The following is a 26889-nucleotide window of genomic DNA, read 5'->3' on the forward strand; positions in this document are numbered from 1 at the left end:
CGCCCCCGCCGGCGGCCGGGGCCCGGCTCAGTCGCGCAGGGTCTCGGCGGGAGCGACCCCGTAGCGCTGCCGGTAGGCGGCGGCGAAGCGGCCGGTGTGCCCGAACCCCCAGCGGGCGGCGATGCCGGTGACGGTCTGCCCGTCCGCGGGGTCGGCGGCGCGCAGGTCGGCGTGGGCGGCCTCCAGCCGCAGGGCCCGCAGGTGCGCCAGGGGCGTGGTGCCGAGCTCGCGGCGGAAGGCCACCTGCAGCCCGCGCGGGCTCAGCCGTGCGGCCTCGGCGATCTCGGGCAGCCCGACCGGCTCGGCCAGGTGGGCCTCCATGAAGGCCACGGCCCGGCGCACCCCGGCCGGCGCGGGACGGGACGCGGTGGCCGGGGCCTGCTCGTCCTCGAGGAACGTGGAGGGGAAGGCGTGCAGCAGCGTCGTGGTCAGCGACCGGAAGGCCTGGTCGCGCAGCAGGGGCGCGGCCATGGCCTCGTCGTGCTCGAGCTGGACCTGGCGGAAGTGAGCCACGGCGGCGTTCCAGTAGCGGGCCATCCCGGCGCTGACCGGGGCGGAGCCGGTGAACCGCAGCCGGAGGCGCTCGGTGCCCCGCAGGCCCGCGGCCAGGGCCTGCAGGCGCTCGAGGTCCAGGGTCACGGTGCGCAGGTCCAGGTCGTCCCAGCGGCACGTGTAGGGGCGCACGGGCAGCAGGAAGGGCGCGGGCGTGGGCCGGGTGGGGGTCCCGTCGGTGAAGACGAGCCGCCCGCCCAGCAGCTGGGCCACACGCACCGTGCCGGTGGCGTCGATGCGGGCGGCGGCCATGACCCCGCCCAGCCGGGCGCGCTCGAGGCTGACGTCCGCCGCGGAGCGGACCTCCTGCTGGAGACGGAACGGCACGTCCTCGCAGACCTGCATCTGCCCGGCCGTGTAGACCTGCTCGAGCACGGCCAGACCCTCGGCCGGGTCCTCCGTGCGCACGCGCAGCCGCTCCACCCGGGGCCGCGCGCCGGCGGAGCCCTGCGGGCCGGCGGAGCCCTGCGGGCCGGTGGTGCCCCCGGCGCAGGCGGTGGCCCGGGCCGCGGCACGCGCCTGGGCGCGGTCTCGGGGGAGCGACGGGTGCGGAACGGGCGGCGGCGGCGGGGTGACGGTCACGGGAGTCCTCCGGGCATGACAGAAGCAGCGGCCGCCTGCTTGACCGATGACCAGCACTCTAGGCCCGGTCGGGCCGTGCAACGAAACGCGGCGCCCCCGCGGTGCGCCCCCGCGGTGCGCCCCCGCGGTGCGCCCCGGGGGTGCGCTTCCAGGCCGAGTGTGCGTAATGTGGCTTCACACACTGGACGAAGGTCAGGACCGTGGTGCCGGGAACGGCACCGGCCGGGGACGAGGAGGGCGTCGTGGCGATCGAGACACCGATGGGCCGGCCGGAGACCGGCGCGCTCGTCCTGCGCCCGGCCCGGCTGTCCGACCTGTTCCTGCTCATGGACCTCGCCGACCAGGTCGGCTACCGGATCGACCCGGAGTGGATCCGCGCCCGGCTCGACGCCGACGCCGGGTGGGAGGCCCACGCGGTGGCCACGGTGGCCGACGTCCCGGTCGCCGCCGCCCACCTGTACCTGCTGCCGCCGGACCACCCGCGCAAGCCGGCGTGGGCGCGGCTGACCGCGCTCGTGGTGGACGAGGACCACCGCGGCGCCGGCTGCGGGAGCGCCCTGCTGGGGCACTGCGAGCAGCTGGCCCTCGACCGCGGGGCCACCGTGCTGGAGATCGCCGTCCCGCCCCTGCGCCACCCGATGGACGCGTTCTGGCGCGGCCACGGCTTCGGCGTCCTCCCGCCCGCGCAGCACGCCAAGCAGCTGCACCCCGCCTGAGCGGGGCACCGGGCGGGCCGGGCTCAGGCGCGCGGGGTGCGCTCCCGCAGCAGCCACTGGGCGAGCGCGTCCAGGGCGATGCCCAGCAGGCCGATGACGAGGATGACCACGAGCATCTCGTCGTAGGCCAGCCGGTCGCGGGCGTTGAGGATCTCGTAGCCCAGGCCGCTGCTGACCCCGAGCATCTCGGCCGGGACGATGACCACCCACGCGATGCCCAGCGCCAGGCGCACCCCCGTCATGACGAACGGGCGCACGCTGGGCAGCACCACCGTGCGCAGCTGCTCCCACGGGGTGGCCCCCAGCGTCCGGGCGACCCGCAGGTGCAGCGGGTCCATGGCCCGCACCCCGGCGGCGGTGTTCATGGTGATCGGCCACACCGCGGCGGCGGCCACGAGGAAGACCACCGGGGCGTTGCCCACCCCGAACAGGGCCACGGCCACCGGCGCCCAGGACAGGGGCGAGACCATGCGCAGGAACTGCACCACCGGCGCCGAGGTCCAGCGGAAGCGGCGGTAGGCGCCCAGCAGCAGCCCCAGCGGCACCCCGAGCCCGGTGGCCAGGCCGAGCCCGCACAGCAGGCGCCAGAGGCTGGTCGCCCCGTCCTGGAGCACCACGCCGCGCTCGAGCAGGGACGCGGCGGCGCCGGGGATCCGCTCGGGCCGGAACGCGGCGATCATCGTGGAGGCCCCCGCGGCGGCGTGGGTGAACGCCCACCACACGGCCACGGTCACGGCCAGCCCGAACAGTCCCCAGGCGAGGCCGGCGCCGCGGGCCCCGGTGCGGCGGGGGCGCGGCGTGGCCGCCCCGGGCGGGGTCCGGCCGGGCGCGGCCGGGCGGGGGGCGTCGAGGTCGGCGGGCCCGGCGGGTCGCGGTGTGCTCATGGGCGGATCTCCTCGGTGCGGGTCGTGCCGGTCAGCCCGAACACGCCCAGACCGCCGGCGCGGGCGATGCTGCGGGTGACGAGCGTGTCGTCGACGAGCTCCCGGTGGGCCCGGGCCGGGTCGAGCCCGGCGAGGAACCCGGCCGGGGCGTCGACGACCGTCTCCTGCATGGAGCGCACGAGCTCCTCGGTGAAGCTCGCGTACGGGAAGGGGCGGAAGTCCAGGCGCTCCCCGTGCCAGGAGGGGTGCTCCAGCGCGCCGGCGTGGGCGGCGGCGTCGTAGGTGAGCGCCTGCAGGATCACGGGCTTGGGCTGGGGCAGGTAGTCCCGGGCCAGGGCCGCGGCGGTCTCCGGGCGGTTGGCCCGCGCCCAGGCCTGGGCGCGCACGAGGGCGTCCATGAACCCGCCGGCGGCCCCGGGGCGGTCGCGGATCAGCTCCCCGCGCAGCATGGTCACGCAGCAGGCGTGGTCGCGCCACACGTCGCCGAGGAAGCGGTGGATGTGCCCGACCTCGCGCGCCTCGGCGGCGGCGTTGAACGGGTCGGCGACCACGTAGCCGCCGATCACCCCGTTGTTCAGCGCCGGGAGCATGTCGGCCGGGGCCATGGGCAGCAGCGCCACGGTGCGGTCCCGGGCGGAGGGGGCCTCGCGCATCACGGGGGTGAGCCCGGCCGCGCGCAGCATCTTCTGCACGACCACGTTGTGGATCGACCACCAGGCGGGGATCGCCACGGACTCCCCGGCGAGATCGCCCAGCTCGGCCACGTCCGGGCGCACGGTCAGGGACGAGCCGTTGGTGTGGTTCCACGCGGTGATCCGCACGTCGGCGCCGAGGCCGTAGCGCATGTACAGGGCCATGGGCATGAGCATGTGGATGGCGTCGACCTTGCCGGCCACGAACGCCTCGGACAGCGAGGCCCAGCTGCGGAACAGGACGGGCTCGGCGACCGGCACGGCGGCGTCGTCGTAGTAGCCGTTGGCGTGGGCCACGAGCAGCGGGGCGGCGTCGGTGATGGGCAGGTAGCCGATCCGCACGGGGCGGTCCCCGCCGGAGCGGTCCTCGCGGGCCGTGGCGGCGTAGAGGCTGCCCGCGCCCCAGCCCAGCCCGGTCAGCGCGGCGGCGCCGACGCCGGCGCGCAGCACCGTGCGCCGGCCGGGCAGCCGGTCGGCACCGCCGGGGGCCGGGGCGCTCATATCTCCCAGGCCCCGCCGGCGGCATCGGTGCCGCGGTAGTGGGCGAGGATCTGCTCGGCGGTCGCGCCGTCGCGGGCGGGGACCCACTGGCGGGTGAACCCGGCGGGCCCGCCGAAGAAGCCGATCCGGTCGCCGAGGACCAGGGCCTCCTCGACGTCGTGGGTGACGAGGAAGACCGTCAGGGACAGCTCCCGGACCAGCCCCCGCAGCCACTGCTGCAGATCCTGGCGGGTCGCGGGGTCCAGGGCGCTGAACGGCTCGTCGAGCAGCAGCACGTCCGGGCGCACGGCGAGCGCCCGCCCCACGGACACGCGCTGGGCCTGCCCGCCGGAGAGCTCCTGGACGGGGGTGCGCGCGAGCTCGGCCAGCCCGAGGATCCCGAGCAGCTCGTCCACGTGCGCCTCGTCGAAGCGGTCCCGGTTGCGCCGGTAGCGGCCGCCGAGGGCGATGTTGGCGCGCACCGAGAGCCAGGGGAACAGGCCGGGGTCCTGGAAGACCACGGCCAGGCGCTCGTCGGGGTCGCCGAACTCGACCGTGCCGCGGTCGAGGGGCTCGAGCCCGGCGATGGCCCGCAGCAGCGTGGACTTGCCGGAGCCGCTGGGCCCGAGCACGGCGAGGGTCTCCCCCGGGTGGAGGGTCAGGTCCACGCCGTCGAGGGCCGGGGCGGCGGCGCCGGGGTAGGTCTTGTGCACCCCGCGCACGCGCAGCGCGGGGCGGTCGGGGCTCAGCCGAGCCGGCGCAGTTCCCACCGCAGGTGTCCTTCCGTGGGCGACTGGACGGGCAGGAACGCGGCCTCGCGGGCGCGCCGGGCGGTGGGCGAGGTCATCGCGTAGCCGCGCCCGCCGACGACCTTGCCCTCCAGGCGGGTGGCGCGCCCGGTCAGCAGGGCGGCCTCGAGGCGCAGGCCCAGCAGGTCTCGGGGGGCCTGCTCCCGGGGCCGGCCGGCCATGCGCACGAGGTCGGCGCGCAGCCGGCGGTGCTCCGCGACGGCGTCGTCGAGCTCGTCGCGGAAGACCTCGGCCACGCCCTGCAGCGCGGCGGCGGCGGCCTCGAGGGCGGCGGCCGAGAGGCCGAGGCAGAAGGCGCTCTGCAGGAGCAGGAAGGGCCCGCGCACCGCGGCGAGGAACGCGGGGACGTCCTCGGTGAGCACGTCCGCTGCGGGGTCCACTGGCACGCCCTCGAGCACGAGCACGCCCGAGGCGGTGGCGTCGAGGGCCATGAGGCCCTCGAGCGGGCGCACCCGCACGCCGGGGGCGGAGGTGCGCGTGCGCACGATCACGTGCCGGCCGTCCTCGCGCACGGCGGGCAGGACGACGACGGCGTCCGGGTAGAGGTTGGACGCCCACGGGACGGTGCCCTCGAGCACGTGGGCCCCGTCGCGGCGGCCCAGCGTCACGGGGATCTCCCCGATCCCGGCGGCGTGCTTGAAGGCCGGGGCCATCGCGGAGCACCCGGGCAGCTCGCCGGTGCGCATCGCCTCCGGGACCGGGGTCCCCGTGGCGTGCAGGTACTCGAGGGCGACCCGGTGGGCCCACAGGGAGAAGGCGGTCGCGGTGCACTCGAGGGCGAGGTCGTGCACGACCGCGGCCTGGGTCAGGAGGGAGCCCTCGAGGCCGAGGTCGAGCAGGCCGGCGGCGCCCAGCTCGCGCAGGGTCTCGAAGGGGGAGGTCCCGGCGGTGTCGACCGCCCGCGCCCGGGCGGCGGCGAGCTCGCGCACGAGCCCGTGCTGCGGGTAGCCGGTCAGCGGCGCGGCGATCTCCTCCGGGGCGGGCGCGGCCGCGGGGGCGGGCTGGGACATGGTGCTCCGTTCGGGGCGGGAGGGCGTGCGGGAACGACGACGGCGGCCCTCCGGACGCGGTGGGCCGCCGTCGGCGGGCAGGTGCTGCCGGGGATCAGACGGAGAGCTTGAACATCCGGTCGAACGGGGTGCCCACGGCGGCGCGGGCGCGCTCGACGGCGTCCTCGTCGGGGGCGTTGTAGAAGCACAGGCACTTGGCGGTGTCCTCGCGCACGTAGGTGCGCAGGAAGGAGACCTCGGGGACCTCGGCGTACTTCGGGGAGTTGGCCTTCTTGCGGGCCAGGTACTGCTCCATGGTGATCTCGGCGGGGATGTCCCACTCGACGAGGAAGTCGGTCTGGCCCTTGAGCTGCTTGAGGTCCTCGAGCTCGGCGCCGACGAGGCGGACCTCGTCCGGGCCGGTGACCTCGGTGACGGACCCGCCCAGGGCCTCGCGGACCGTCTCGGCGAGCCCCTCGGGGCTGCCGGCCTCGACGATCACGAACACGCGGCCGAGATCGGCGGTGACCTGGGACTCGATGAGCTCGGCCCCGGTCCCGGCCACGGCGGTGGACACGGCGTCCAGCAGCGGGCGGACGGCGTCCTTCCCGGCGGCGGCGGGGGCGAGCTCGATGAGGTACAGCGACATGGGGCTTCCTTCCGGGTGGCGGTCTTCCGGCCGGCGGGGCCCTCTGGGATCGGCCCCGACCGGCCCGGACGGGCTCTGACTCCCAGGTTAGGGAGGAAAGCCGCCCCGGCCACGGGTTTCGTCACGCTTCGTCACACAGCGGGCGTGCCCGGCCCATCCCTTGACGGACGGGCCTCGCGCAGTGCCGGGAGGTCCGTCGTGCCGCCGGCGGACGGGTCACCGGCGGGCGGGTCGCCGCTCACCGACGCTTAATACTTGCTTGGGAAAGTATTTCTCCGCTATCCTCAGGGACACATCAACAAGCGGCGCGGCCCCGTCGTCGTCGCCCCCGGATCCTCCAGGACGGACGCCTCCCATGCCGATCTTCCCCCAGCACCCCAGCCCCGAGTCCCTGCGGGCCCGCCCCGCGGAGGACCTCCTCTCCCCTGCCACCCGGATGGGCGCGGTGGAGCTGCTGGTCGCCGACCTGGACGCGACGCTCGACTACTACACCCGCGGCGTGACCCTCGAGGTGCTCGCGCACGCGGGGGACACCGCCGTCCTCGGCCGCGACGGGCGCACGATCGTGCGGCTGCGCCAGGTCAAGGAGCTGCCCCCGGCCCGGCGCGGACAGGCCGGGCTGTTCCACACCGCGGTGCTGTTCGAGGACGAGGCGGCCCTCGCCGCCGCCGTCGCCTCGGTCGCCACGGCCTTCCCCGGCTCCTTCACCGGCAGCGCCGACCACCTCTACAGCCAGGCCTTCTACTTCGACGACCCGGAGGGCAACGGTGTGGAGCTCTACGCCGACCGCCCGCGCGAGACCTGGCGGCGCGAGGCCAGCGGGCTGCTGACCCTGGCCACCAACCCGCTGGACCCCAACGCCTTCCTCGGCGAGCACCTGCCCGGGGCGGCCCCGGCGACCCGCACCGCACCGCCGGCCACCCTGGGCCACGTGCACCTGCAGGTCGGGGACATCGCCCTGGGCCGGCAGTTCTACGTCGACGTGCTCGGCTTCGAGGTCATGAGCGACATCGGCTCGGCCCTGTTCGTCGCCGCCGGCGGCTACCACCACCACCTCGCGCTCAACACCTGGAACAGCGCCGGGGCCGGGCCCCGCGCCGCCTCCCTGGGCCTGGGCCGGGTGAACATCGACCTGCCGGGCGCCGAGGACGTCGCCGCCCTGCAGGAGCGGCTGGCCCACCACGGGGTGGCGACCCGCCACGACGGCGCGGTGCTGCGCTTCGAGGACCCGTGGCGGACGCTGGTGGAGGTGGCCGCGGCGGCCTGACCCGCCCCACCCCCCACCCCCTCCTCCCCCACCGCGAGGGGCGGCGTTCGGCGGCTTCCGGGAGTGGAGACCGACCGGACGCCGCCCCTCGCGGTGGGGGCCGGTGAGCTGTGCGGCTCAGATGGCCTCGAGGAACTCCCCGATGTTCTCCCACGTCCAGCCCTTGCAGCGGGCCGAGCCCATCACGGTGGGCTTCACACGGTGCTGGGTCTCCATCCACAGCCCCAGCAGGGGCTTCTTCTCGGCGACGGCGCAGCGGATCGGCCACAGCGCCTCGTCCGAGGTCTCGGTGTAGCCGCCGATCAGGGCGATCACGCCGTCGGACTCCCGCACGCGGCCGCGGACCTCGCGCTGCCAGTCCTCGTCGGGGGCGTCCTCCTCCGGCGGGCCGAGGAAGCGGGCCGTGGCCCCCGCACGGGACCACTGCGTGGTGAACAGTCCCCGGTACAGCTCGTCCTCCGCGGCGCACGCCAGGTACACGGTCTTGGGCTCCATTGCCGCCGACCCTCCTTGCATGGTCAAGCATCTACAGTGATGCGCCTCACGGTATCCGGCGAACGCCCCTGTCCGGCAGTCGGCTACGCTCCGTGACCTCCCGGGCCGCGAGGGGCGGCGTTCGGCGGCTTCCGGGAGGGGAGAACCGCCGAACGCCACCCCTCGCGAGCAGAAGAGGAGTCGCGAGAGAGGCAACCGCGACGTCACCCGCGCGGGGGCTCCTGCCCGGTGTGCGCGAGCCAGGCGAGCACCCCGCCCTCGAGGTGGCGCACGGTCTCCTCCCGGCCCGCGAAGGCGGGGCGCAGGGCCGCGAGCGCCCGGGCCGACCGGGTCCCGGCCTGGCAGTGGAGCACGAGGTCGGTCCCGCGCGCCGCGGGCGGGAGGGCGGCGGGGCCGTGGTCGAGCAGCTCGGCCAGGGGGACGTGCACGGCACCGGGGACGGCGGCCAGCTCGCGCTCCCAGCCCTCGCGCACGTCGACCAGCGCGAAGGCGGCCCGGCCCTGCTCCCGGCGCTCCAGCAGCCCGGCCAGCTCGGCGGCGGAGAGGCTCTCGGCGGCGGCGGCCCCGGCGTCGGCCCCGGGCACGCCGCAGGAGGCCTCGGCGGGGGTGACCGCCGAGACGGGGGCGGCGGCGGGGTCGGCCTCGAGGCGCAGCTCGCGCCAGGTCATGGCCAGGGCGTCGTGCAGCAGCACCCGTCCGAGCAGGGGCTCCCCGGCGCCGGTGACGAGCTTGACCGCCTCGGTGGCCATGACCGCGCCGATCGTGCCCGGCAGGGCGCCGATCACCCCGCCCTCGGCGCAGCTGGGCACCTCCCCGGGGGCCGGCGGCTCGGGGTAGAGGTCGCGGTAGGTGGGCCCGCGCCCGGCCCAGAAGACGCTGAGCTGCCCCTCGAAGCGCAGGATCGAGCCCCACACGCACGGGATCCCGGCCAGTGCGGCGGCATCGCTGACCACGTAGCGGGTCGCGAAGTTGTCGGCGCCGTCGACCACGAGGTCGTAGCCGGAGAACAGGGCGACCGCGTTGTCCGCGTCCAGCCGCACGGGGTGGGTGCGCACGTGGACGCCCGGGTCGAGCCGGGCGACGGCCTCGGCGGCGGAGTCGGTCTTGGGCCGGCCGACGTCCGCCGTGCCGTGGAGCACCTGGCGCTGGAGGTTGCTGAGCGCCACGACGTCGTCGTCGACGATCCCGAGCACCCCCGTCCCGGCGGCGGCGAGGTACTGCAGGACCGGGGCGCCCAGTCCCCCGGCGCCGACCACGAGCACGCGGGCGCGGCGCAGCCGCCGCTGCCCGAGGGGTCCGACCTGGGGCAGGGCGAGGTGGCGGGCGTAGCGCTCGAGCTCGGCGCGGGTCAGCTCGGGGCCCGGGTCCACGAGCGGGGGCAACGGGTTCACCGGAGCCCACCGGCCGGGGACCGGCCCCCGGCCGGAACCCCCGCGAGGTCCGACGGGCCGGGGTCGCAGGCACCGGCGCCGATCCGCCCGGCCCGCGGGGAGGAGGCGACGGCGGCGTGGCGGCGGACGGGGATCCGCCCGGCGGCCGCGGCGAGCCGGCCCGCGGTCACGGCGTGGCGCATCGCCGTGGCCATGGCCACCGGGTCCTGGGCCCGGGTGACGGCGCTGGCCAGCAGCACGGCGTCGCAGCCGAGCTCCATCGCCAGGGCGGCCTCGGAGGCGGTGCCGATCCCGGCGTCGAGGACGACGGGCACGGACGCGCGGGCGACGATGAGCTCGATGTTGTGCGGGTTGAGGATGCCCAGGCCGGTGCCGATGGGGGCGCCCAGGGGCATGACGGCGGCCGCGCCCACGTCCTCGAGCCGGCGGGCGAGCGCCGGGTCGTCGGAGGTGTAGGCGAGGACCCGGAAGCCGCGCGCCACGAGCTGCTCGGTGGCGTCCAGCAGCTCGACGACGTCGGGCAGCAGCGTCTGCTCGTCGGCGATCACCTCGAGCTTGACCCAGTCCGTGCCGAGGGCCTCGCGGCCGAGCTCGGCGGTGAGCACGGCGTCGCGGGCGGTGGCGCAGCCGGCGGTGTTGGGCAGGATCCGGATGCCCAGGCGCTCGAGCAGCCCGAACAGCGAGTCGCCGCGGCCGGGGGCGTAGCGGCGCAGGGCCACGGTGGTCAGCTCGGTGCCGGAGGCCACGAGGGCCTGTTCGAGGGTGTGCAGGGAGCTCAGTCCGCCGGTGCCCATGATCAGCCGGGAGGACAGGCGCACGCCGTCGAGGACGAGCGGGTCGGAGGCGGGGTGCACGGGCTCAGCCTCCCTGCACGGCGGTGACGATCTCGACGGACCGGCCCTCGCCCACCGTGGTGGTCGCCCACCGGCTGCGGGGCACGACCGCGGCGTCGAGGGCCACGGCGACCCCGAGGCGCCCGCCGTCCAGCGGGGCGCCGTCGGGCCCTAGGGGGCGGCCGACGGCCTCGGCGACGAGGTCGGCGACGGTCGGCTCGCCCTCGGTCTCGTGCGGGCGGCCGTTGAGGCGGAGGACGGTCATCGGGGGCTCCTGGGAGTCGGGGACGGGGTGGCGAAGCGCTGCGGGTCGGTGGTGGTCAGCAGCTCCGCGTCGGCGGCGGGGTCGGGGCCGGGCTCGCCGGCGAGCAGCTGGGCGGCGAGGCGGGCGGCCAGCGGGGTGAGCAGCACGCCGTGGCGGAAGTAGCCGGTGGAGAGCACGAGCCCGGGCACGGGGGTCCCGTCCGGGTCGCGGACCGGACCCAGGCAGGGGACGTCGTCGGGGGTGCCGGGGCGGGCGCGGGCGAGGACCTCGGTGAGCTCGAGGTCGGCGGTGCCGGGCACCAGCGCCTGGGCGTCGCGCAGCAGCCGGAACACCCCGCCGGCGCTGGCCCCGGCGAGGTCGTCCTCGCGGGAGGTCGCCCCGATCACGAGCGTGCGGTCGGCCCGCGGCACGAGGTAGACGGGCACCCCGTGGACGAGCCCGCGCACGGTGCGCCCGAGCAGCTCGGGGGCCCCGTCGGGCAGGCGGGCGCGCAGGATGTCCCCGTGCACCGGGCGCAGGGGCGGACGGGCCCCGGCGGGCAGCCCGTCGATCGCGGCGAGGGCGGCGCCCGGGGCCAGGAGCGTCCCGCCGGCGGAGACCATCCCGCCCCGGGACAGGCGCACGCCGGTCACGGCACCGGAGGGCCCGCGGCGCAGGGCCGTGACCCGGTCGTGGACGATGCGGACGGGCCCGGCCGGGGCGCCCTCGGGCGGGTCCTGGGCGGTGAGGGCGGCGAGCAGGGCCGCGACGAGCCGGCGCGGGTCGACCTGGTGGTCCCCGGGGATCCGGAAGGCGCCGGCGAGCCGAGGGCTCAGCGCGGGCTCGAGGGCGCGGGCCGCGCGCACCGGCAGGGCCTCCACCTCCATGCCGTGGCGCAGCTGCAGCTCCCGCAGGTCGGCCAGGGCCTGCCGGTCGGCGGGATCGGCGGCGCAGACGAGGGTCTCGGTGGCGCGGTGGCCCACGGACGCGCCCGCGGCGGCCTCGAGCCCGGCCACGAACCCCGGGTACGCGGCGGCCGAGGCGCGCATGAGGGGGACGAGCGCGTCCTGCCGGTGCTGGACCTCGCTGACGGGGGCGAGCATCCCGGCGGCGGCGCGGCTGGCGCCCGCCCCGGGGTCGGGGTCGACGACGACGACGGAGCACCCCCGGCGCCGCAGCTCCCAGGCGGTGGCCAGGCCGATGACGCCGGCGCCGACCACGGCGACGTCCGCGCGCAGGTGCTCGGTCCCGGCCGGGTGCGGGGAGGTGGTCGGAGGGTGCACGGTGTCCACCGGCTGTCCTTTCCTACGGCGGCATGACCCGCATCAGGTGTGGCGGTCGGCGCTCAAGCCCTCTCAGCCCCGTCCGGGGCTCCCGCAGAACGCGCTGGAGCTCGTCCTCACGGACTACCCTTCAGCGTGTGACCCAGCATACCGAGACCCCCCGATCCGTCACGACCCCCGGTGCCCCCGGCAGCGCGCCGGTGAGCGCGCTGCGCCGCGAGCGGGCCGCCCGGCTGGCCACGGCCCGGCTGTACGTGTGCACCGGCGCGCGCACGGAGCGGGGCGACCTCGAGGAGTTCCTGCACGCGATCTGCGCCGGCGGGGCGGACGTCGTGCAGCTGCGCGACAAGTCCCTCGAGGTGGACGCCGAGCTCGAGGCCCTGGACGTGCTGGCGCGGGTCGCGGCCGAGCACGGGACGCTGTTCGCCGTCAACGACCGCGCCGACGTCGCCGCGCTCGTGGGCGCCGACGTCTTCCACGGCGGCCAGCACGACCTCTCCCCCGCCCAGGCCCGCGCGCTGCTCGGCCCGGACGTGCTGATCGGGCGCTCGACCCACAGTGCCGCCCAGGCCCGCGCCGCGCTCGAGGACCCCGAGGTCGACTACTTCTGCACCGGCCCGCTGTGGGAGACCCCCACCAAGCCCGGGCGGGCGGCCACCGGCCTCGGGCTCGTCGAGGAGACCGCCGCGCTGACCGCCGGCCGGGCGGGGGCCGTGCCGTGGTTCGCGATCGGCGGCATCGACGCGGACCGCCTGCCGGCGGTGCTGGCGGCCGGGGCGCGGCGCGCCGTCGTCGTCCGGGCCGTCACGGAGGCCGTCGACCCGGAGGCGGCCGCCCGCCGGCTGCGGGAGCTGCTGCCGGCCTGAGCCCGGCACGCGCCCCGGGACGCACCGCGGAAGAACACCGCGAGGGGCGGCGTTCGGCGGCTCTGCGGGAAACAGAACCGCCGAACGCCGCCCCTCGCGGACTGGGGGAACCTCACGCGGCCAGCAGGTCCTCCCCCGCGGCCGGGCGGCGGCCGGCCGCCAGCTGCGCCCCGAAGGCGCCGAACAGCGCCCGCCGGTGCGCGCACGGACCGTGGGAGTCCTCGGGGTGCCACTGCAGCCCGAGGACCCAGGTGCGGTGGCGGTGCTCGACGGCCTCGACGGTGCCGTCCCCGGCCACGGCGGCGACCCGCAGGTCGGGGCCGACGACGGCGAGGCCCTGGTGGTGGTCGGAGCGGACGGTGGCCCGCCCGGCACCGAGGAGACCGGCCAGGCGGCTGCCGGGCGCGAGCACGACCTCCTCCTCCCGGGCCTCGGCCCGCTCGGGGTGCCCCTGGTGCCCGGGGCCGAGGCCGGGGACGAGGGTCCCGCCGCACGCGATGTTCAGCAGCTGGGCGCCGCGGCCGACGGCGAGCAGCGGGGCGTCGCGGTCGAGGCACGCGGTGAGCAGCTCCAGGGTGTAGCGGTCGGCGCGCGGGTCGACGCCGTACTGGCCGGGCACGGGCCCCTCGGCCCCGTGGAGGGCGGGGTCGACGTCGCCGCCGCCCAGCACCAGCAGCCCGTCGGCGGCCGCGGCGACGGCCGGGTCGGGCAGCGCGGCGGCGCTGGAGTCGACGAGGACCGGCCGGGCGCCCGCGTCGACGAGGGCCTGCAGCGCGGTGCGCGTGTAGCGGCGCACCAGGTCGCGGTGCCGGGGCGTGAGCCCCGGGAAGTTCAGCGAGACCACGACGGCCACGGTGGGGGCCCCGGCGCGCAGGGCCCACAGGCCCACGGGCGTCACCTCGTGCTCGTGAAGACGGACGGCTGATCGGTTCATGGGTCATCTCCTCCCCGGTGAAGGGGTGTTCGTCTCGGGCGGCCCGCCGGGCGGGCCCGCGCCCCGCTCCGCCGGGCGGGCGGGGCGGGACGCTGTGCGGGATCGGCGGCCGGCGAGGCGCGCCGGCGGTGCCGCACAGCTCCGGCCGGTCGTGGTGGAGCCGGCCGGAGCTGCGGTGGGGATCCCAGGTCGAGGGGTGCCGTCCGGATCTCGATCCCCCGGGAACTGCCGTTCCCGTTCGTGGTGCACCTCACTGTGCCCCAGTGCCGGCCCTGCGCATCCCCGTCCAGGAGCAGAACATCGCCGGTTCTTCACCCTCCGCGAAGAACCCGCCGTTGCACATGGTCCACCGCCCCGGCGGGCCGGGCGAGGGACCCGGGACCACGGATCGTCCCCCAGCGCCGCGCTGCTCCCCGCCGGGACCCAGCCGGGCCTGCTAGAACGTGAGCTCCGGACCGCATGCCGAGGAGGTGCGCCATCGCCACCACGACCGGGGACCGGCGCCGCTCCCGGCGCCCGCTCGCGGGACTGCTGCTGCTCGCGGCGCTCGCGGGAGCGCTCGCCCTCCTCGGCCCCGGTCTGCTCGAGGCCCTGCGCACGGGCGCGGGGCCGGGCTGGGGCAGCGAGTGCACGGTCGAGACCGCCGAGGGGCGGATCGGGCTCGACCGGGAGCAGGCGCAGCGGGCCACCACCGCGGTCGCGCTCGCGGCCCGCGGGCAGGCTCCCCCGGACACCTCCGATCTCGACGACGCCGTGCTGCAGCGGCTGGCCGAGGGCCCGCCCGGGGACGCCGGCCCGAGCCTGAGCTGCCGGGCGACGGCCGCCGAGGACCTGCCGGCGCAGGAGCTGACCCCCTCCGGCCTGACCCCGCGCGCCCAGCGGCTGCTCGAGGCGATGACCGGGGTCTTCGGGGAGCAGAGCCTCGGCGGCTTCGCCCCCGGTGGCGTGGGCACCGGGCACGGGGCGGAGTCGACGCACTACGACGGCCGCGCCGTCGACGTCTTCTTCCGCCCGGTGACCGAGGAGAACCGGCGGCAGGGGTGGGTCCTGGCGCACTGGCTCGCCGCCCACGCCGAGGAGCTGGAGGTGCAGTACGTGATCTTCGACGACCGGGTCTGGAGCGTGCACGGTCTGCGCGGGCAGTGGCAGGACTACGACGCCCCCGACCCGGACAACGAGATCCTGCGCCACCTCGACCACGTGCACGTGGACGTGCTGCGCGGGGGAACCCGCTGAACGCCGGCCGGAGGGAGCACAGACAGTAGACAGACTGACTAGATAGCGGCACTATGTAGCCATGAGCACCGTCACCCAGCACAGCGAGTGGCTGCGCGGCGTCCTGGGCCTGTGCGTTCTGCGCACGCTCGCCGGAGGGCCCAGCTACGGCTACGCGATCGCGACCGCCCTGGCCGAGGCCGGTCTGGGCGAGGTCAAGGGCGGGACGCTCTACCCGCTGCTGGCCCGGCTGGAGAAGAACGCCCTGGTCACCGTCGAGTGGCGGGCCGGCGAGGGTGGGCCGGGCCGGAAGTACTTCGCCCTCACGGAGGCCGGCCGCGCCGAGCTCGAACAGGGCACCGCCCGGTGGCGGACGTTCGCGGCCACGGTCACCGGCCACCTCTCCCCCGCCGACGGCGCCCCGCCGCCCCCGCGCACCCCCCACACCTCGAGGAGCACACCGTGAACGCCGACGCCCGCACCCGTCCCCTCTCCGCCGAGGTCTGGCAGCGCCCGTTCGTGCGGGCCCACCACGCGTGGTGCGAGGACTTCGTGCTCGAGCTGCGCCTGCGCGACGTCCCGGGCCCGGTGATCGGGGACCGCCTCGGCGAGGTCGAGAGCCACTGCACGGCTGCCGGTGAGACCCCGGAGGAGGCCTTCGGGGACCCCGCCGCCTACGCCGCCGGCATCGCCGAGGAGTCCCCGACGCGGCCGGCGTCCGGGTTCCGGCGGATCACGGCCCTGTCCGCGGCCCAGGTCGCGGCCCTGCTGGTGGGCACCGCCGCGGCGAGACCCTGGGCCCGCGGCGAGGACCTGGCCTACAACGCGGTGCAGGCGGGCCTGCTCGGGGTCTTCGTGCTGCTCCTGCTGGCCCTGCCCCGGGTCCTGGGCCCGCTCGTGCGCCGGCCCTGGACGGTCGGGCTCCCGTTCGTCGTCGTCGTCCAGCTCACGGGGCTGGGCGCGGCGCTCGCCGGGCGCCTCGACCTGCCGGCGGCGGTTTCCCTGCCCGCCGCACCGGTCGCGGTGGGGCTGTTCCCGGTGGTCCTGGTCCTGGCGTGGGCCGTGCACCGGGAGCTGGTGCACGGCCCCGGTGACGACGCGGTCCTCTCGCCGCTGCCCCCGCAGCCGGGCACCGCGCCCCGCGGCGCGGGCGGGCGCCGGGGGATCGCCGCCCTGACCGCGGCGATGCTGCCCGTGGCCTACCTCGTCCTCGCGGCCTTCGGCCGGCTCACCGCCTGAGGACAGGCTCCGGGCGCGATGCGATCCGGCCCCACACAGGCCGGGGCCCGGGTTCCTCCTCTACCGGCAGCGCCGAGGGGCGGCGTCCGGTGGTTCTCCCGCGGGGGGAGCCACAGGACGCCGCCCCTCGTCGTGCGCTGGGCGCGCGCGGGGTGGGCTCAGGCGATGACCTCGGAGCGGTCCCCGGACCACAGGGTGTGGTAGGCCCCGGCGCTGGCGTCGTCGACGCGCCGGTAGGTGTGGGCCCCGAAGTAGTCGCGCAGCCCCTGGGTCAGGGCCGCGTTGAGCCGCGGGCGGCGCAGGGAGTCGTAGTAGGCCAGGGTCGAGGAGAACACCGGGGCCGGGATCCCGCGCTCCACCGCCCGGGCCACCACCCGCCGCCACGCCGGCAGCGCCGCCTCCAGGGCGGTGGTCACCGCCGGGGCGAAGAGCAGGTTCGCCGGGGCGGACTCCCCGGCGTAGGCCTCCATGATCGTCTCCAGCAGCTGGGCGCGGATGATGCACCCCTGCCGCCACAGCGAGGCGATCGCGGCCAGATCCAGCTCCCACCCGTACTCCGCCCCGGCCAGGGTGAGCATGTCCAGCCCCTGGGCATAGGCCACCAGCTTCGAGGCGTAGAGCGCCTGACGCACATCCTCCACGAACCCCGCATCCCCCACCACGTCCTCGGTGGTGGCCCCCACCCCGGCCGGCAACAGGCGCTGGGCCTGGGCGCGCATGGCCGGCTCGGCCGAGGACAGCGCCCGGGCGAAGACCGACTCGGCGATCCCCGTCACCGGGCTGCCCAGGGCCAACGCCTCCTGCACCGTCCAGGTGCCGGTGCCCTTCTGCCCGGCCGCGTCCACGATCACATCGATCAAGGGCTTACCCGTGCGCGCATCGACCTGACCCAGGACCTCGGCGGTGATCTCGATCAGGTACGAGGCCAGCTCCCCGGTGTTCCACTGGCGGAACACTTCCGCCTGCTCCCCCGGCTCCAGCCCGGCCACCGAGCGCAGCAGCTCGTGGGCCTCCCCGATCACCTGCATGTCGGCGTACTCGATGCCGTTGTGCACCATCTTCACGAAGTGCCCCGCCCCGTCCGGACCGATCCACGCACAGCACGGGGCCCCGTCCTCGGCCCTCGCCGCGATCGACTCCAGCATCGGCCCCAACGAGGCATAGGACTCCTGCGGACCCCCCGGCATGATCGAGGGACCCAGCAGCGCCCCCTCCTCCCCGCCGGAGACCCCCACCCCCACGAAGTGCAGCCCGACCGCGGCCAGCGCCGCCTCCCGGCGGCGGGTGTCCTGGAAATACGAGTTGCCCCCGTCGATCACGATGTCCCCCGGGTCCAGCAACGGCACCAGCGCCTCGATCACCGCATCCACCGGCCCCCCGGCCTTGACCATCACCAGGATCCGCCGCGGGGACTCCAACGCCCCCACCAGCTCCTCCAACGACTCCGTGCGCACGAACGAGCCCTCGTGCCCGTGCTCGGCCAGCAGGGCATCGGTGCGCGCCACCGACCGGTTGTGCAACGCCACCGTGTACCCCTTGCGGGCGAAGTTGCGGGCCAGATTCGCCCCCATCACCGCCAGACCCGTCACACCGATCTGCGCCTTCTTCATCTCAGCCACCATGACACCCACCCTAGCGACCCGCGGTGCCGGGACCGCGCGGTGGACAGGAGTTGCCGCGGACCGGGACGCGCCGGCGCCCGCACCCCGGGCGGGGAGCGGGCGCCTGCCGGCCGGCACCCTGGGAGCGATGCCCCAGGGCCCGGCCGTGCGGGACCTCAGCGCAGCGAGGCGAGGAAGTCCAGGACCATCCCGAGGATGGCGGTGAAGTTGGGGTTGAAGAAGGCGTCGAGGACGAGGGACAGGTCGATCATGGGAGTTCCTTCCGAAGGGGGATGAAGGCAGTGCACGAACGACGACGGGGGTGCCGCCGCCCGATCCCAAATTACCGGAAGCGAACGCGGCGGCCCAGGGTCACGGCCCGGATGACGGCCCCGGCGGCGGTCCGTCCGCGCACCGGGTCAGGCGAAGGGCAGGGAGGCCTCGTCCAGGGCGGCGACCTCCTCGGCGGTGAGCTCGAGGCCGGGTGCGGCCACGAGGGCGGGGACCTGCTCGGGCGCCGAGGCCGAGGCGATCGGGGCGGTGGCGCCCTTGGCGAGCAGCCAGGCGAGCGCGACGGTCGCGGGCTCGGCCCGGTGCGCCCCGGCCACGGCCACGAGGGCGTCGACGACGGCGAGGCCCTGCTCGTTCAGGTGCGCGGCGGCGGCCCCGCGGCGGGCGCGGCCCTCGAGGTCGGCCGGGGTGCGGTACTTGCCGGTGAGGAACCCGGAGGCCAGCCCGTAGTAGGGCATCACGGCGGCGCCGTGCCCGCGGGCGACGGGGGCGATCTGCCGCTCGTAGTCCCGCCGGGCCACGAGGTTGTACTCGGGCTGGATCGCCGCGGGCACCGTCAGGCCCTCCCGCTCGGCGGTCTCGAACCACTCGCGCAGCCGGTCGGGGCCGTAGTTGGACAGCCCCACGGCGCGGATCTTCCCGGCGCGCACGAGCTCGTCGAAGACGGCCGCCTGCTCGGCGACGGGCACCGACTCGTCGTCGTGGTGGGCGTAGTAGAGGTCGATCCGGTCGGTGCCCAGCCGCCGCAGGGAGTCTTCGAGGGCGGCGACGACGTTCGCGCGCGTCAGCCCCGGCCGCTGCGGGTGGGCGCCGACCTTGGTGGCGAGCACGATCTCCTCGCGGTTGCCGCGGGCGGCCAGCCACTGCCCCAGCACGGTCTCGGACTCGCCGCCGGTGTGGCCGTCGACCCACGCCGAGTAGACGTCGGCGGTGTCCACGAAGTTGCCGCCGGCGGCGGTGTAGGCGTCGAGGACGGCGAAGGACGCGTCCCGGTCGGCGGTCCAGCCGAAGGTGTTGCCGCCGAGGTTCAGCGGGAAGAGCTCGAGGTCGGTGCGGGGCAGACGGGCCATGGCGGGGCACTTCCGTTCTCTCGGGGGCATCTCGTGGGGTCTCCACCCGGCACAAGCGGCGGCGGGCCCGCACTGTTCCCGGCGGCCCCTTCCCCCGGCGGCGGGGATCCCTAGAATCGAGGGGTCCCGCCGCGGCGCCCGTCGTCGTCGGCGCCCTGACCCGAAGGATTCCCGCGCATGACCGCCTCCCCCGCCACCCCCGCGTGGCCCGTGCCCCGGACGACGACGAACCGCGTGCTGCTGGCGTGCTGGCTCGCGATCCTCGCCGAGGGCTACGACGTCGGCGTGCTCGGCGCCGTCCTGCCCGCCCTCGCCGAGTACCGGGCGTGGGACCTGACCCCGCTCGAGCTCGGCGGGCTCGGCTCCTACGCCCTGGTCGGCATGCTCGTCGGGGCGATGGTCATCGGCACGCTCTCCGACCGGGTCGGCCGCCGCCGGATGATGCTCGTCTCGGTGGCGCTGTTCACCACGATGCAGCTGGGCGCGGCCCTGGCGCCCACCCCGGAGCTGTTCGGGCTCTTCCGCCTGCTCGGCGGGCTCGGGATGGGCGGGATCATCCCGGTCGCGGCCGCGCTGACCATCGAGTACTCCCCGCCGCGGCGGCGCTCCTTCAACTACGGGGTGATGTACTCCGGCTACTCGCTGGGCATCCTCGTCGCGGCCCTCGTGGCCCTGGCCCTGCTCCCGGAGCTGGGCTGGCGCTGGGTCGTGGGCGCCGGCGCCCTGCCCGTCCTGCTGCTGCCCGTGCTGGCCCTCCTGGTCCCGGAGTCCCTCGAGCACCTCGTGGCCAAGGGGCGCCACGAGGACGCCGCCCGCACGGCCGGGCGGCTGGGCGTGGACCCGTTCGTGCCCGCCGACTGGACCCCGGCCCCGGCGGCCGGCGCGGCCGCCCGCCCGGTGGGCTGGAGGCAGTCCCTGGCGGCGATGTTCGCCCGCGGCTGGCTGCGCCCGACCGTCTTCTTCTGGATCTCCCTGTTCTGCGGGATGGTCCTGGTCTACGGGCTGAACACGTGGCTGCCGGCGATCATGCGCGCCGCCGGCTACGAGCTGGGCCCGGCCCTGATGTTCCTCGTGGTCTTCAGCCTGGCCTCGGCGATCGGCGGCGTGGTCCTCGGGCGGGCGGCCGACGCGTGGGGCAAGAAGCTGGTCCTCGTGGTGTTCTACCTGCTCGGCGGGGCCGGGATCCTGCTGCTGATGTTCCCCAACAGCCTCGTGGTCAACTACGTCTTCGTGGCGCTGGCCGGGGTCGGCTCGATCTCGACCTCGCTCGTGCTCACCGGCTGGGTCGCCGAGTACTACCCCGCGCACTCGCGGACCACCGCCACGGGCTGGGCGCTGTCCTTCGCCCGCGTGGGGGCGATCTCGGGGCCGCTGATCGGCGGCTGGATCGGCTCGGCCCAGCTGCCGTTCCAGTGGAACTTCGGGGTCTTCGCCGCCGTGGCCCTCGTGGCCGCCGGCGCCGTGGCACTGATCCCGCGCACGCCGCGCACCCCGGCGGCGGGCGGACCGGCCGCGGCGGACGGTCAGGCCGCGGCCACGCTCGCCCGGTAGGCCTGCAGGGCGGTCCCCACGATCCCGGCGGCGTTGCGCAGCTGCGCCGGCACCACCCGGGCGCGCAGGCGCAGGTGCGGGACGAACTCCTCCTGCCGCTCGCTGATCCCGCCGCCGAGGACGATCAGGTCCGGGGAGATCAGCATCTCCAGGTGGGTGAGGTAGCGCTGCACGCGGTCGATGTAGGTGGGCCAGTCGAGGCCCTCGGCGATCCGCGCGGAGGCCCCCGCCCAGCCGTCGACGTCGCGCCCGTCCAGCCACACGTGGCCGAGCTCGGTGTTGGGCACCAGGGTGCCGTCGAGGAACAGGGCGGAGCCGATGCCGGTGCCCAGGGTGATCATCAGGACGGTGCCCGGCTCGCCGCGGGCCGCGCCGAATCCGGCCTCGGCGAGACCGGCGGCGTCGGCGTCGTTGAGCACGGCGACGCTCCGGTCGAGCCCCTCCGTGAGCAGCCGGCGGGCGTCGACGCCCAGCCAGGAGTCGTCGAGGTGGACGGCCGAGCGCACGATCCCGTCGTCGACGATCCCCGGCACGCCCACGCCCACCGCGGCGAGCGGTTCCTCCGCCTCCGCCTCGAGCTCGGTGAGCACGCCCTGCAGGGCGGCCACCACGGCCGCGGGGGTGGCCGGGGAGGGGGTGGGCACGCGGCGCACCGGCCCGGTCGTGGTCCCGCGCAGCGGGTCCACCAGGGCGTACTTGATCGCCGTGCCGCCGATGTCCAGGCCCGCGCACAGCGGCGCGGACCGGCGCCCCTCCGGGGCGGCAGGGGGTGCGGGGATCGCCACGCCGGGCGAGGAGGTGCAGGTCATGAGGCGGTCCTGGTTCGAGGGAGAGCTGCGCGCCCACGGCAGGACGGCATCTCGTCGACTTTACCGCCGGACCCCGACGACGGACGTCGCCGCGGGCCGGCGCCGGTGCGGAGGGGCACCCCCGGGCGCGGGCGGCCCGCCCCGGGCGGGACGGGCCCACGAAGCGGCCCGGCGCGGGCGGGGCGCCGGGCCGCTTCCCCACACTCGAGGGGCGGTGTGGTCGGGAACCCGCTCGACCGTCCCCGGGGAGGGCGGGAGCCTGATTCTCCTCGCCGGGCGGCGGCCCGGCGTTCCTCAGATTCTAAGCACCGATCCGTGTCCCTGTCACCCGGGACAGGGAAAGTCCCGGACCGGTCACAGCGGCAGGGGCCGGTCCTCCACGACGCTCTTCATCACCAGCGTGGAGCTCAGCCGCTGCACCCCGGGCAGGGTCGCCAGGCGGTCGTCGTAGAGCACCTGGAAAGCGGGCAGGTCGGCGGTGACCACCCGCAGCAGGAAGTCCGGGTCGCCGAACAGCCGCTGGGCCTGCACCACGTTCGGGATCTCGGCGATGGCCGACTCGAAGGCCGCGACCGTGCCGCGGTCCTCCTGGCGCATGGTGACGAAGACCAGGGCCTCGAAGGCCAGCCCGAGGGCCCGGGCGTCGAGCTGGGCCCGGTAGCCGGTGATGGCCCCGGAGGCCTCCAGCGCGCGCAGCCGGCGGTGGCACGGCGAGACGCTGAGCCCCACCCGCGAGGCCAGCTCGGTCAGGCTCAGCCGCCCGTCCTGCTGGAGCTCGGCAAGAATCGTGCGGTCGACGTGGTCCATGGAGCTGATTCTTCCCCGAACGCCCCGGTTTCCGAGGGAAATCTGGAAGCACTTTCGGCCCCGTGGCGCCTAGTCTCTGTCGAGGACCCGCCGGGTCCGGGGAATCCACCTGCGGGCAGAGCGAGGTCGGGCATGGAGCTGAGCACGGTGGCCGCCTTCTGGGCGGTGTCCTTCCTGCTGGTGCTGGTGCCGGGTGCGGACTGGGCCTACGCGATCACCGCCGGGCTGCGGGAGCGCACGGTGCTGCCGGCGGTCGGCGGGCTGGTCGCGGGCTACGTGGGGCTGACCGCCGTGGTCGTCGCCGGCGTGGCCGCCTTGGTCGCGGGCTCACCGCTGGTCCTGACCGTGCTCATGACCGTGGGGGCGGGCTACCTCGTGTGGCTGGGCGTCGTGGCCCTGACCCGCCCGTCCGCGCCGGCGGCGGCCGGGACCGCGAGCACGGGGTCGTGGCTGCGCCAGGCCGTGAAGGGGGCGGGCGTGAGCGGGCTCAACCCCAAGGCGCTGCTGCTGTTCCTGGCGCTGCTGCCGCAGTTCACCGACCCGGGTGCGCCCTGGCCGTTCGCGGCCCAGATCGCGCTGCTGGGGCTCGTGCACACCGCGAGCTGCGCGGTCGTCTACACCGCGGTGGGCACCGGAGCCCGCCGGGTGCTCGGTGCGCGCCCGGCCGCGGCCCGCACGGTGACCCGCCTGTCCGGTCTCGCGATGGTCGCCCTCGGCGTGGCCCTGCTCGTCGAGCAGCTGCCGGTCTGATCGTCGCCGCGGACCGGTTCCGCGCCCGGCCGACCGGACCGGGTCACGACCGCACCGCACAGCGGGCAGCCCCGGTGGCGCGCCGGCGGTCTCCCGGGAGGTCGACCGCTCCTCAGGCGTCGTCCAGCTGCACCTCCGGCTCCACCAGCAGAGCGGTGCCCTGGTGGGCCGGCAGGGTGAGGAAGAAGCTGTGCAGGTCGTCGACGGTGCCGACCTCCTCCCCGGTGAAGGCGTCGGTGATCCCCGCCCCGGTCTCCAGGTGGGCGGACCGGACGCTGCCGCTGACCTCCTGGGCCGAGAAGTTCAGGACGGTGAGCTGCAGCCGGCCCGTCGCCAGCCGGTGGACCATCACCAGCAGCCCCCGCTGGGAGACCTCCGGCACGTCCAGCAGCGCGGCCGTGGCGATCCCGTGCTCCTCCCGGACGGCCAGCACGCGCGCCAGCCGGCGGGCGAAGGAGCTCTCGTCGGCCATCTGGTCGGGCAGCGCCTCGTAGAGGGCCCTGGCCCGGGGCATGCCGGAGGCCGAGACCTCCGCGTCGGGGCCGGTCCCCATGAGGTCGTGGGCGCCGCGGTTGATCCACCGGGTGTCGCCCTGGGCGATCAGCGGCGCGACCTGCTCCCTGCGCAGCGGCAGGACCCCGCGCAGGTCCCAGCCCGACAGGGCGAAGACCCCCGGCTGCAGCGCGTTGTACATCGCCAGCAGCACGTGGACGTCGCGGATCCGGGCGGTGTCCTCCTCGGTGATGGCGCCCAGGTCGCTGATGCCCAGGGCGGCGGTGATCACGCTGGTGGTGGTGCAGGCGATCCCGTTGGTGGTGAACACCAGGTTGTAGGGAGCGGCCTCCCCCGTGATCCGCTCCCGCAGCGTGGACTGCACCTGCTCGGCCAGCTCGGCCCCGGTGAGCTCCTGGCCGCCGAGCTCGAAGACCTCGTCCTTGTGCCGGGTGGTGAAGTGGACCAGTTCGTAGGTCAGCTCGTCGTGGTTCTGCATGGCGTGGACCAGCCCGGCCTGGTCCACCCCGATCTCCATCGCCTGGCGCAGGGTCAGGCGCAGGAACTCGGTGTCCCCGGTGACGAGCGCGTGGTGGTATCCCGGGCGGGTGATGAAGTCGTAGGAGAGGTCCGGGCCGGTCCGGGAGGTGGTGTGGATGTCGTCGATGCTGAGGTTGAGCTCCTGGAAGGTGAACCCGCCGACCTTGCGCACCATCGAGCCGATGAGCTGGTTGGCGGCCTCGGACAGCGGGTGGCCCTCCGACCAGCCGGCGGCCTCCTCCGCGCCCTTCTCCACCCCGAGGAAGCCGTTGGCGTCCAGCCGCAGGGCGCCGGTGCCCAGGTCGACCAGGGAGTGCAGGGCGTCACCGATGACCATGCGCATCCCCGAGAAGGTGGGGTCCAGCCAGTTCAGCGAGGGCTGCCCGGCCTTGAAGTAGTGCAGGTACACCCAGCGGCGCACCTGCCCGGTGGTGTCCACGACCGGGCGGGTCACGCTCCAGTTGGTCTCCTTGACCCCGGGCTCGTAGAAGATCACCCGCTGCAGCTCGCCGATGATGTACCCGGCCTCCTGCAGCGCCCGCTCGGCGTCGCGGTCGAGGTTGACCGAGTCCTCCCCCGCGGGCACCTCCGGCAGCAGGTGCCAGTCGGACTCGGGGATGTCGATCATGTGGTAGAGCCCCGGGTAGTCGCGGTAGTTCATCTCCGCCAGCCGGAAGTCCGCGCCCTTGCCGGTGTGCCCGGGCACGATGTCGTCGATGATCGTGCCCCCGTGCTCCTTGGCCACCGCGCACATGGCGCGGAACTCCTCCTCGGTGCCGAACACGGGGTCGATGGCCATGCTGATCCGGTCGAAGTGCCCGTCCACGCTGGGCGTGTACTCCCAGTCCTTCAGCCCCCCGGCCCGCTTGACGGGCCCGGTGTGCACGGCGTCGATGCCGATCCGCTCGAAGGTCTCCCAGAGCCCCGGATCGCCCATCGCGGCCAGGAACGACTGCCCCGGCGCGGTCATCAGCCCCAGCGGGTAGGCGGTGAACCACACCGAGGCCGCCTCCACCGCGCGCCGGGGGCTGGGGTGGGCGTACGGGTTCTGCCACATCCCCGCCTGGCCCGACAGCTGTCGGGCGAGGATCCGCGCGTCCCCGAGCATCGACTGGTTGCGCAGCCACTCCACGTAGGCCCTGTTGCGCCCGTCGGGCTCGAAGGGCGGCTTCAGGTCCGCGTACTGCTGGTTCCGCCGCGCCCGGGGCCGCAGGGCCCGCGGACGCGCCGGGTAGAACGCCTCGTCGTAGGTGACCTCCGCGGGCGGGGCCTCCGGGAGCTCCTCCTCCGGCAGGGCGCCCGCGGCGTCCTCGGCGACCGGGCGTTCCCGGGCCTCCGGGACCTCCGGGGAACGGGACGCCGGACGGGAGTCCGCGCCGGGGGCGGGCGCGGCCGGATCGGCGTCGGCGGGCTGCGAGGGATCCGAACGGGACATGGTGCGGGCTCCTCCATCGAGGTCGCTGAGCCGGGGGGGCCCAGAAGGTCCGGCTGGGGAACGGGCACCTGGACCGGAACGTCCGGGCCCCACCAGCCTTCACCAGCCTACTGATCAAGAACCCGGGCGTGCTACGGCCGGACCTTCAGCGGGACGGCGCGTCCAGCAGCAGCTTCCCGCCGAAGGCCACCCGCGCCGGACCCGGTGACCCGGTCGACCACGGCGAAGGCGAGCACGGCGTCGAGGATCGTCACCGGACCAGCATAAGGAGCCCGGCCCTACGATGGACGCACCCGCCCGCACCGCACGAGGAGTCCCGTGGACCGCATCCCCGAGCAGATCGACACCCCGGACGTCCTGATCGAGAAGGACGTGCTCGAGCGCAACGTCGAGCGGACGGCCGCGGCCGTGCGCGGGAAGGGGCTGGCGCTGCGCCCGCACGCCAAGACGCACAAGGTGCCCGAGATCGCGGCGCTGCAGCTGGCGGCCGGCGCGGCGGGGCTGACGGTGGCCACGATCGGGGAGGCCGAGGTCTTCGCCGCCCACGGGGCCGAGGACCTGTTCATCGCCTATCCGCTGTGGGTGGGCCCGCGGCAGGCCCAGCGCCTGCGGCGGCTCGCGCGGGACGCCCGGGTCGCCGTGGGCACGGACTCGGCCGAGGCCGCGACCACGATGGGCGCGCACCTCGGTGACGCGGCCGGGCGGATCGCGGTGCTCGTGGAGGTCGACAGCGGCCACCACCGCAGCGGCGTGCGCCCCGAGGCCGCCGGGGACGTCGCCCGCGCTGCGGTGCGGGCGGGACTGCGGGTGGAAGGGGTCTTCACCTTCCCCGGCCACAGCTACGCCCCCGGCATGCCCGCCGAGGCCGCCGCGCAGGAGCAGGAGGCGCTCGCCCGCGCCGCCGCGGCCCTCGAGGAGGCCGGGATCGAGGCGCGCGTGCGCAGCGGCGGGTCCACGCCCTCCGCGCTGCTGACCGAGGCCGGGACCGCGACCGAGGTGCGCCCCGGGGTCTACGTCCTGGGCGACGCCCAGCAGCTCGAGCTGGGCCGGTGCGCCCCGGAGGAGATCGCCCTGACCGTGGCCGCGACCGTGGTCAGCCGCCACGAGGGCGGCGGCGGGATCCCGCGGCGGGTGGTCCTCGACGCCGGGAGCAAGGTCCTCGGCAGCGACCGCCCCGCGTGGGCCACCGGCCACGGCCGCCTGCTCGACCACCCGGAAGCCCGGATCAGCGCGCTCTCCGAGCACCACGCGACCGTGCTGTGGCCCGCGGACCAGGAGCTGCCCGCGCTCGGGCGGCGGCTGCGGGTGGTGCCCAACCACGTGTGCCTGACGATGAACCTCGTCGACGACGTCGCCGTGGTCCGCGGCGGCGACCTGCTGGAGCGGTGGACCGTGGCCGCCCGCGGCCGCAACTCCTGAACCC

The 26889-nt window shown here is 76.0% G+C and carries 27 protein-coding genes and 1 riboswitch; of the genes, 9 read left to right on the top strand and 18 right to left on the bottom strand.

The genetic code is table 11. The features are described from left to right. Window positions 1–27 precede the first annotated feature (27 nt). On the bottom strand, window positions 28–1134 hold the full coding sequence (locus tag AS188_RS01905) for a helix-turn-helix domain-containing protein (RefSeq protein WP_058857424.1): 1107 nt from the start codon (window positions 1132–1134) through the stop codon (window positions 28–30). A gap of 242 nt (window positions 1135–1376) precedes the next feature. Here AS188_RS01905 and AS188_RS01910 point away from each other — a divergent pair, with 242 nt between their 5' ends. Further along, window positions 1377–1850: a GNAT family N-acetyltransferase gene (locus AS188_RS01910; protein WP_147050461.1), complete on the top strand. Its 474-nt coding sequence runs from the start codon at window positions 1377–1379 to the stop codon at window positions 1848–1850. Window positions 1851–1873: 23 nt separating this feature from the next. Here the strand turns inward: AS188_RS01910 and AS188_RS01915 are convergent, their stop codons facing one another. The 5 genes from AS188_RS01915 to AS188_RS01935 all read right to left on the bottom strand — a co-directional run bounded on the left by AS188_RS01915 (window position 1874) and on the right by AS188_RS01935 (window position 6353). After that, complete coding sequence (locus AS188_RS01915) at window positions 1874–2734, bottom strand: ABC transporter permease (RefSeq protein ID WP_083529156.1); 861 nt, start codon at window positions 2732–2734, stop codon at window positions 1874–1876. Further along, a complete protein-coding gene (locus AS188_RS01920; protein ID WP_058857426.1) occupies window positions 2731–3927 on the bottom strand; it encodes an ABC transporter substrate-binding protein in 1197 nt (398 codons plus the stop codon). The genes AS188_RS01915 and AS188_RS01920 overlap by 4 nt, the downstream gene beginning before the upstream one ends. Next, a complete protein-coding gene (locus AS188_RS01925) occupies window positions 3924–4676 on the bottom strand; it encodes an ABC transporter ATP-binding protein (protein ID WP_230779713.1) in 753 nt (250 codons plus the stop codon). Before AS188_RS01925 ends, AS188_RS01920 begins: the two co-directional genes overlap by 4 nt. Further along, entirely contained in the window at window positions 4652–5725 is a 1074-nt protein-coding gene (locus tag AS188_RS01930; RefSeq protein WP_058857427.1) for an acyl-CoA dehydrogenase family protein, read from the bottom strand. Before AS188_RS01930 ends, AS188_RS01925 begins: the two co-directional genes overlap by 25 nt. A gap of 94 nt (window positions 5726–5819) precedes the next feature. Further along, on the bottom strand, window positions 5820–6353 hold the full coding sequence (locus AS188_RS01935; protein WP_058857428.1) for a DUF4242 domain-containing protein: 534 nt from the start codon (window positions 6351–6353) through the stop codon (window positions 5820–5822). A 355-nt stretch (window positions 6354–6708) separates the two neighbouring features. Between AS188_RS01935 and AS188_RS01940 the strand changes: the two genes are divergently transcribed. Further along, window positions 6709–7620: a VOC family protein gene (locus AS188_RS01940; protein ID WP_058857429.1), complete on the top strand. Its 912-nt coding sequence runs from the start codon at window positions 6709–6711 to the stop codon at window positions 7618–7620. A 117-nt stretch (window positions 7621–7737) separates the two neighbouring features. On the opposite strand, the gene AS188_RS01945 is transcribed toward AS188_RS01940, so the two are convergent. From AS188_RS01945 to thiO, 5 genes are all read right to left on the bottom strand, one after another. Continuing rightward, entirely contained in the window at window positions 7738–8115 is a 378-nt protein-coding gene (locus AS188_RS01945; RefSeq protein ID WP_058857430.1) for a TIR domain-containing protein, read from the bottom strand. A gap of 203 nt (window positions 8116–8318) precedes the next feature. After that, window positions 8319–9506, bottom strand: coding sequence for a molybdopterin-synthase adenylyltransferase MoeB (gene moeB / locus AS188_RS01950; protein ID WP_058857431.1), 1188 nt, complete (start codon window positions 9504–9506; stop codon window positions 8319–8321). After that, complete coding sequence (locus AS188_RS01955) at window positions 9503–10300, bottom strand: thiazole synthase (RefSeq protein WP_236945086.1); 798 nt, start codon at window positions 10298–10300, stop codon at window positions 9503–9505. The genes moeB and AS188_RS01955 overlap by 4 nt, the downstream gene beginning before the upstream one ends. Before the next feature lie 64 nt (window positions 10301–10364). Beyond that, window positions 10365–10604, bottom strand: a complete 240-nt coding sequence (gene thiS / locus AS188_RS01960; RefSeq protein WP_058857432.1) for a sulfur carrier protein ThiS — start codon at window positions 10602–10604, stop codon at window positions 10365–10367. Further along, window positions 10601–11866: a glycine oxidase ThiO gene (gene thiO / locus AS188_RS01965; RefSeq protein WP_373865641.1), complete on the bottom strand. Its 1266-nt coding sequence runs from the start codon at window positions 11864–11866 to the stop codon at window positions 10601–10603. Before thiO ends, thiS begins: the two co-directional genes overlap by 4 nt. A 2-nt stretch (window positions 11867–11868) precedes the next feature. Further along, window positions 11869–11971: riboswitch (TPP riboswitch) on the bottom strand. Between the two features lie 95 nt (window positions 11972–12066). Between thiO and thiE the strand changes: the two genes are divergently transcribed. After that, window positions 12067–12732, top strand: a complete 666-nt coding sequence (gene thiE, locus AS188_RS01970) for a thiamine phosphate synthase (protein ID WP_058859662.1) — start codon at window positions 12067–12069, stop codon at window positions 12730–12732. Window positions 12733–12844: 112 nt separating this feature from the next. Here the strand turns inward: thiE and AS188_RS01975 are convergent, their stop codons facing one another. Continuing rightward, a complete protein-coding gene (locus tag AS188_RS01975) occupies window positions 12845–13666 on the bottom strand; it encodes a gamma-glutamyl-gamma-aminobutyrate hydrolase family protein (protein ID WP_236945026.1) in 822 nt (273 codons plus the stop codon). 459 nt (window positions 13667–14125) lie between these two features. Between AS188_RS01975 and AS188_RS01980 the strand changes: the two genes are divergently transcribed. From AS188_RS01980 to AS188_RS01990, 3 genes are all read left to right on the top strand, one after another. Beyond that, window positions 14126–14902 (top strand): VldE C-terminal domain-containing protein, encoded by a 777-nt coding sequence (locus tag AS188_RS01980; RefSeq protein WP_236945027.1) that lies wholly within the window; start codon window positions 14126–14128, stop codon window positions 14900–14902. A 61-nt stretch (window positions 14903–14963) separates the two neighbouring features. After that, window positions 14964–15347, top strand: coding sequence for a PadR family transcriptional regulator (locus AS188_RS01985; RefSeq protein ID WP_058857433.1), 384 nt, complete (start codon window positions 14964–14966; stop codon window positions 15345–15347). Beyond that, window positions 15344–16120 carry a hypothetical protein gene (locus AS188_RS01990; protein WP_058857434.1) on the top strand — a complete coding sequence of 259 codons (777 nt, stop codon included), beginning with the start codon at window positions 15344–15346 and terminating at the stop codon, window positions 16118–16120. The genes AS188_RS01985 and AS188_RS01990 overlap by 4 nt, the downstream gene beginning before the upstream one ends. Window positions 16121–16278: 158 nt before the next feature. Here the strand turns inward: AS188_RS01990 and gndA are convergent, their stop codons facing one another. Then, complete coding sequence (gene gndA, locus AS188_RS01995; protein ID WP_058857435.1) at window positions 16279–17742, bottom strand: NADP-dependent phosphogluconate dehydrogenase; 1464 nt, start codon at window positions 17740–17742, stop codon at window positions 16279–16281. Window positions 17743–18140: 398 nt separating this feature from the next. After that, window positions 18141–19082 carry an aldo/keto reductase gene (locus tag AS188_RS02000; RefSeq protein WP_058857436.1) on the bottom strand — a complete coding sequence of 314 codons (942 nt, stop codon included), beginning with the start codon at window positions 19080–19082 and terminating at the stop codon, window positions 18141–18143. A 177-nt stretch (window positions 19083–19259) separates the two neighbouring features. On the opposite strand from AS188_RS02000, the gene AS188_RS02005 reads away from it, so the two are divergent. Beyond that, complete coding sequence (locus AS188_RS02005; protein WP_058857437.1) at window positions 19260–20633, top strand: MFS transporter; 1374 nt, start codon at window positions 19260–19262, stop codon at window positions 20631–20633. Here the strand turns inward: AS188_RS02005 and ppgK are convergent. After that, entirely contained in the window at window positions 20606–21442 is an 837-nt protein-coding gene (gene ppgK, locus AS188_RS02010; protein WP_083529161.1) for a polyphosphate--glucose phosphotransferase, read from the bottom strand. The two genes, AS188_RS02005 and ppgK, sit on opposite strands and share 28 nt — an antisense overlap. A 354-nt stretch (window positions 21443–21796) precedes the next feature. Beyond that, window positions 21797–22249 carry an Lrp/AsnC family transcriptional regulator gene (locus AS188_RS02015; RefSeq protein WP_058857438.1) on the bottom strand — a complete coding sequence of 151 codons (453 nt, stop codon included), beginning with the start codon at window positions 22247–22249 and terminating at the stop codon, window positions 21797–21799. A 132-nt stretch (window positions 22250–22381) separates the two neighbouring features. Between AS188_RS02015 and AS188_RS02020 the strand changes: the two genes are divergently transcribed. Then, entirely contained in the window at window positions 22382–22999 is a 618-nt protein-coding gene (locus AS188_RS02020; protein ID WP_058857439.1) for a LysE family translocator, read from the top strand. Window positions 23000–23111: 112 nt separating this feature from the next. On the opposite strand, the gene treS is transcribed toward AS188_RS02020, so the two are convergent. Next, the gene (gene treS, locus AS188_RS02025) at window positions 23112–25466 is read right to left on the bottom strand and encodes a maltose alpha-D-glucosyltransferase (RefSeq protein ID WP_083529163.1); all 2355 of its coding nucleotides are present in this window, start codon (window positions 25464–25466) and stop codon (window positions 23112–23114) included. Between the two features lie 131 nt (window positions 25467–25597). Continuing rightward, window positions 25598–25720, bottom strand: coding sequence for a hypothetical protein (locus AS188_RS17615; protein ID WP_257721093.1), 123 nt, complete (start codon window positions 25718–25720; stop codon window positions 25598–25600). Between the two features lie 64 nt (window positions 25721–25784). Between AS188_RS17615 and AS188_RS02030 the strand changes: the two genes are divergently transcribed. Beyond that, window positions 25785–26885, top strand: coding sequence for an alanine racemase (locus AS188_RS02030; RefSeq protein WP_058857440.1), 1101 nt, complete (start codon window positions 25785–25787; stop codon window positions 26883–26885). The last annotated feature ends 4 nt before the right edge of the window (window positions 26886–26889 follow it).

It is taken from the genome of Kocuria flava, assembly GCF_001482365.1.
Taxonomy (GTDB): Bacteria; Actinomycetota; Actinomycetes; order Actinomycetales; family Micrococcaceae; genus Kocuria; species Kocuria flava.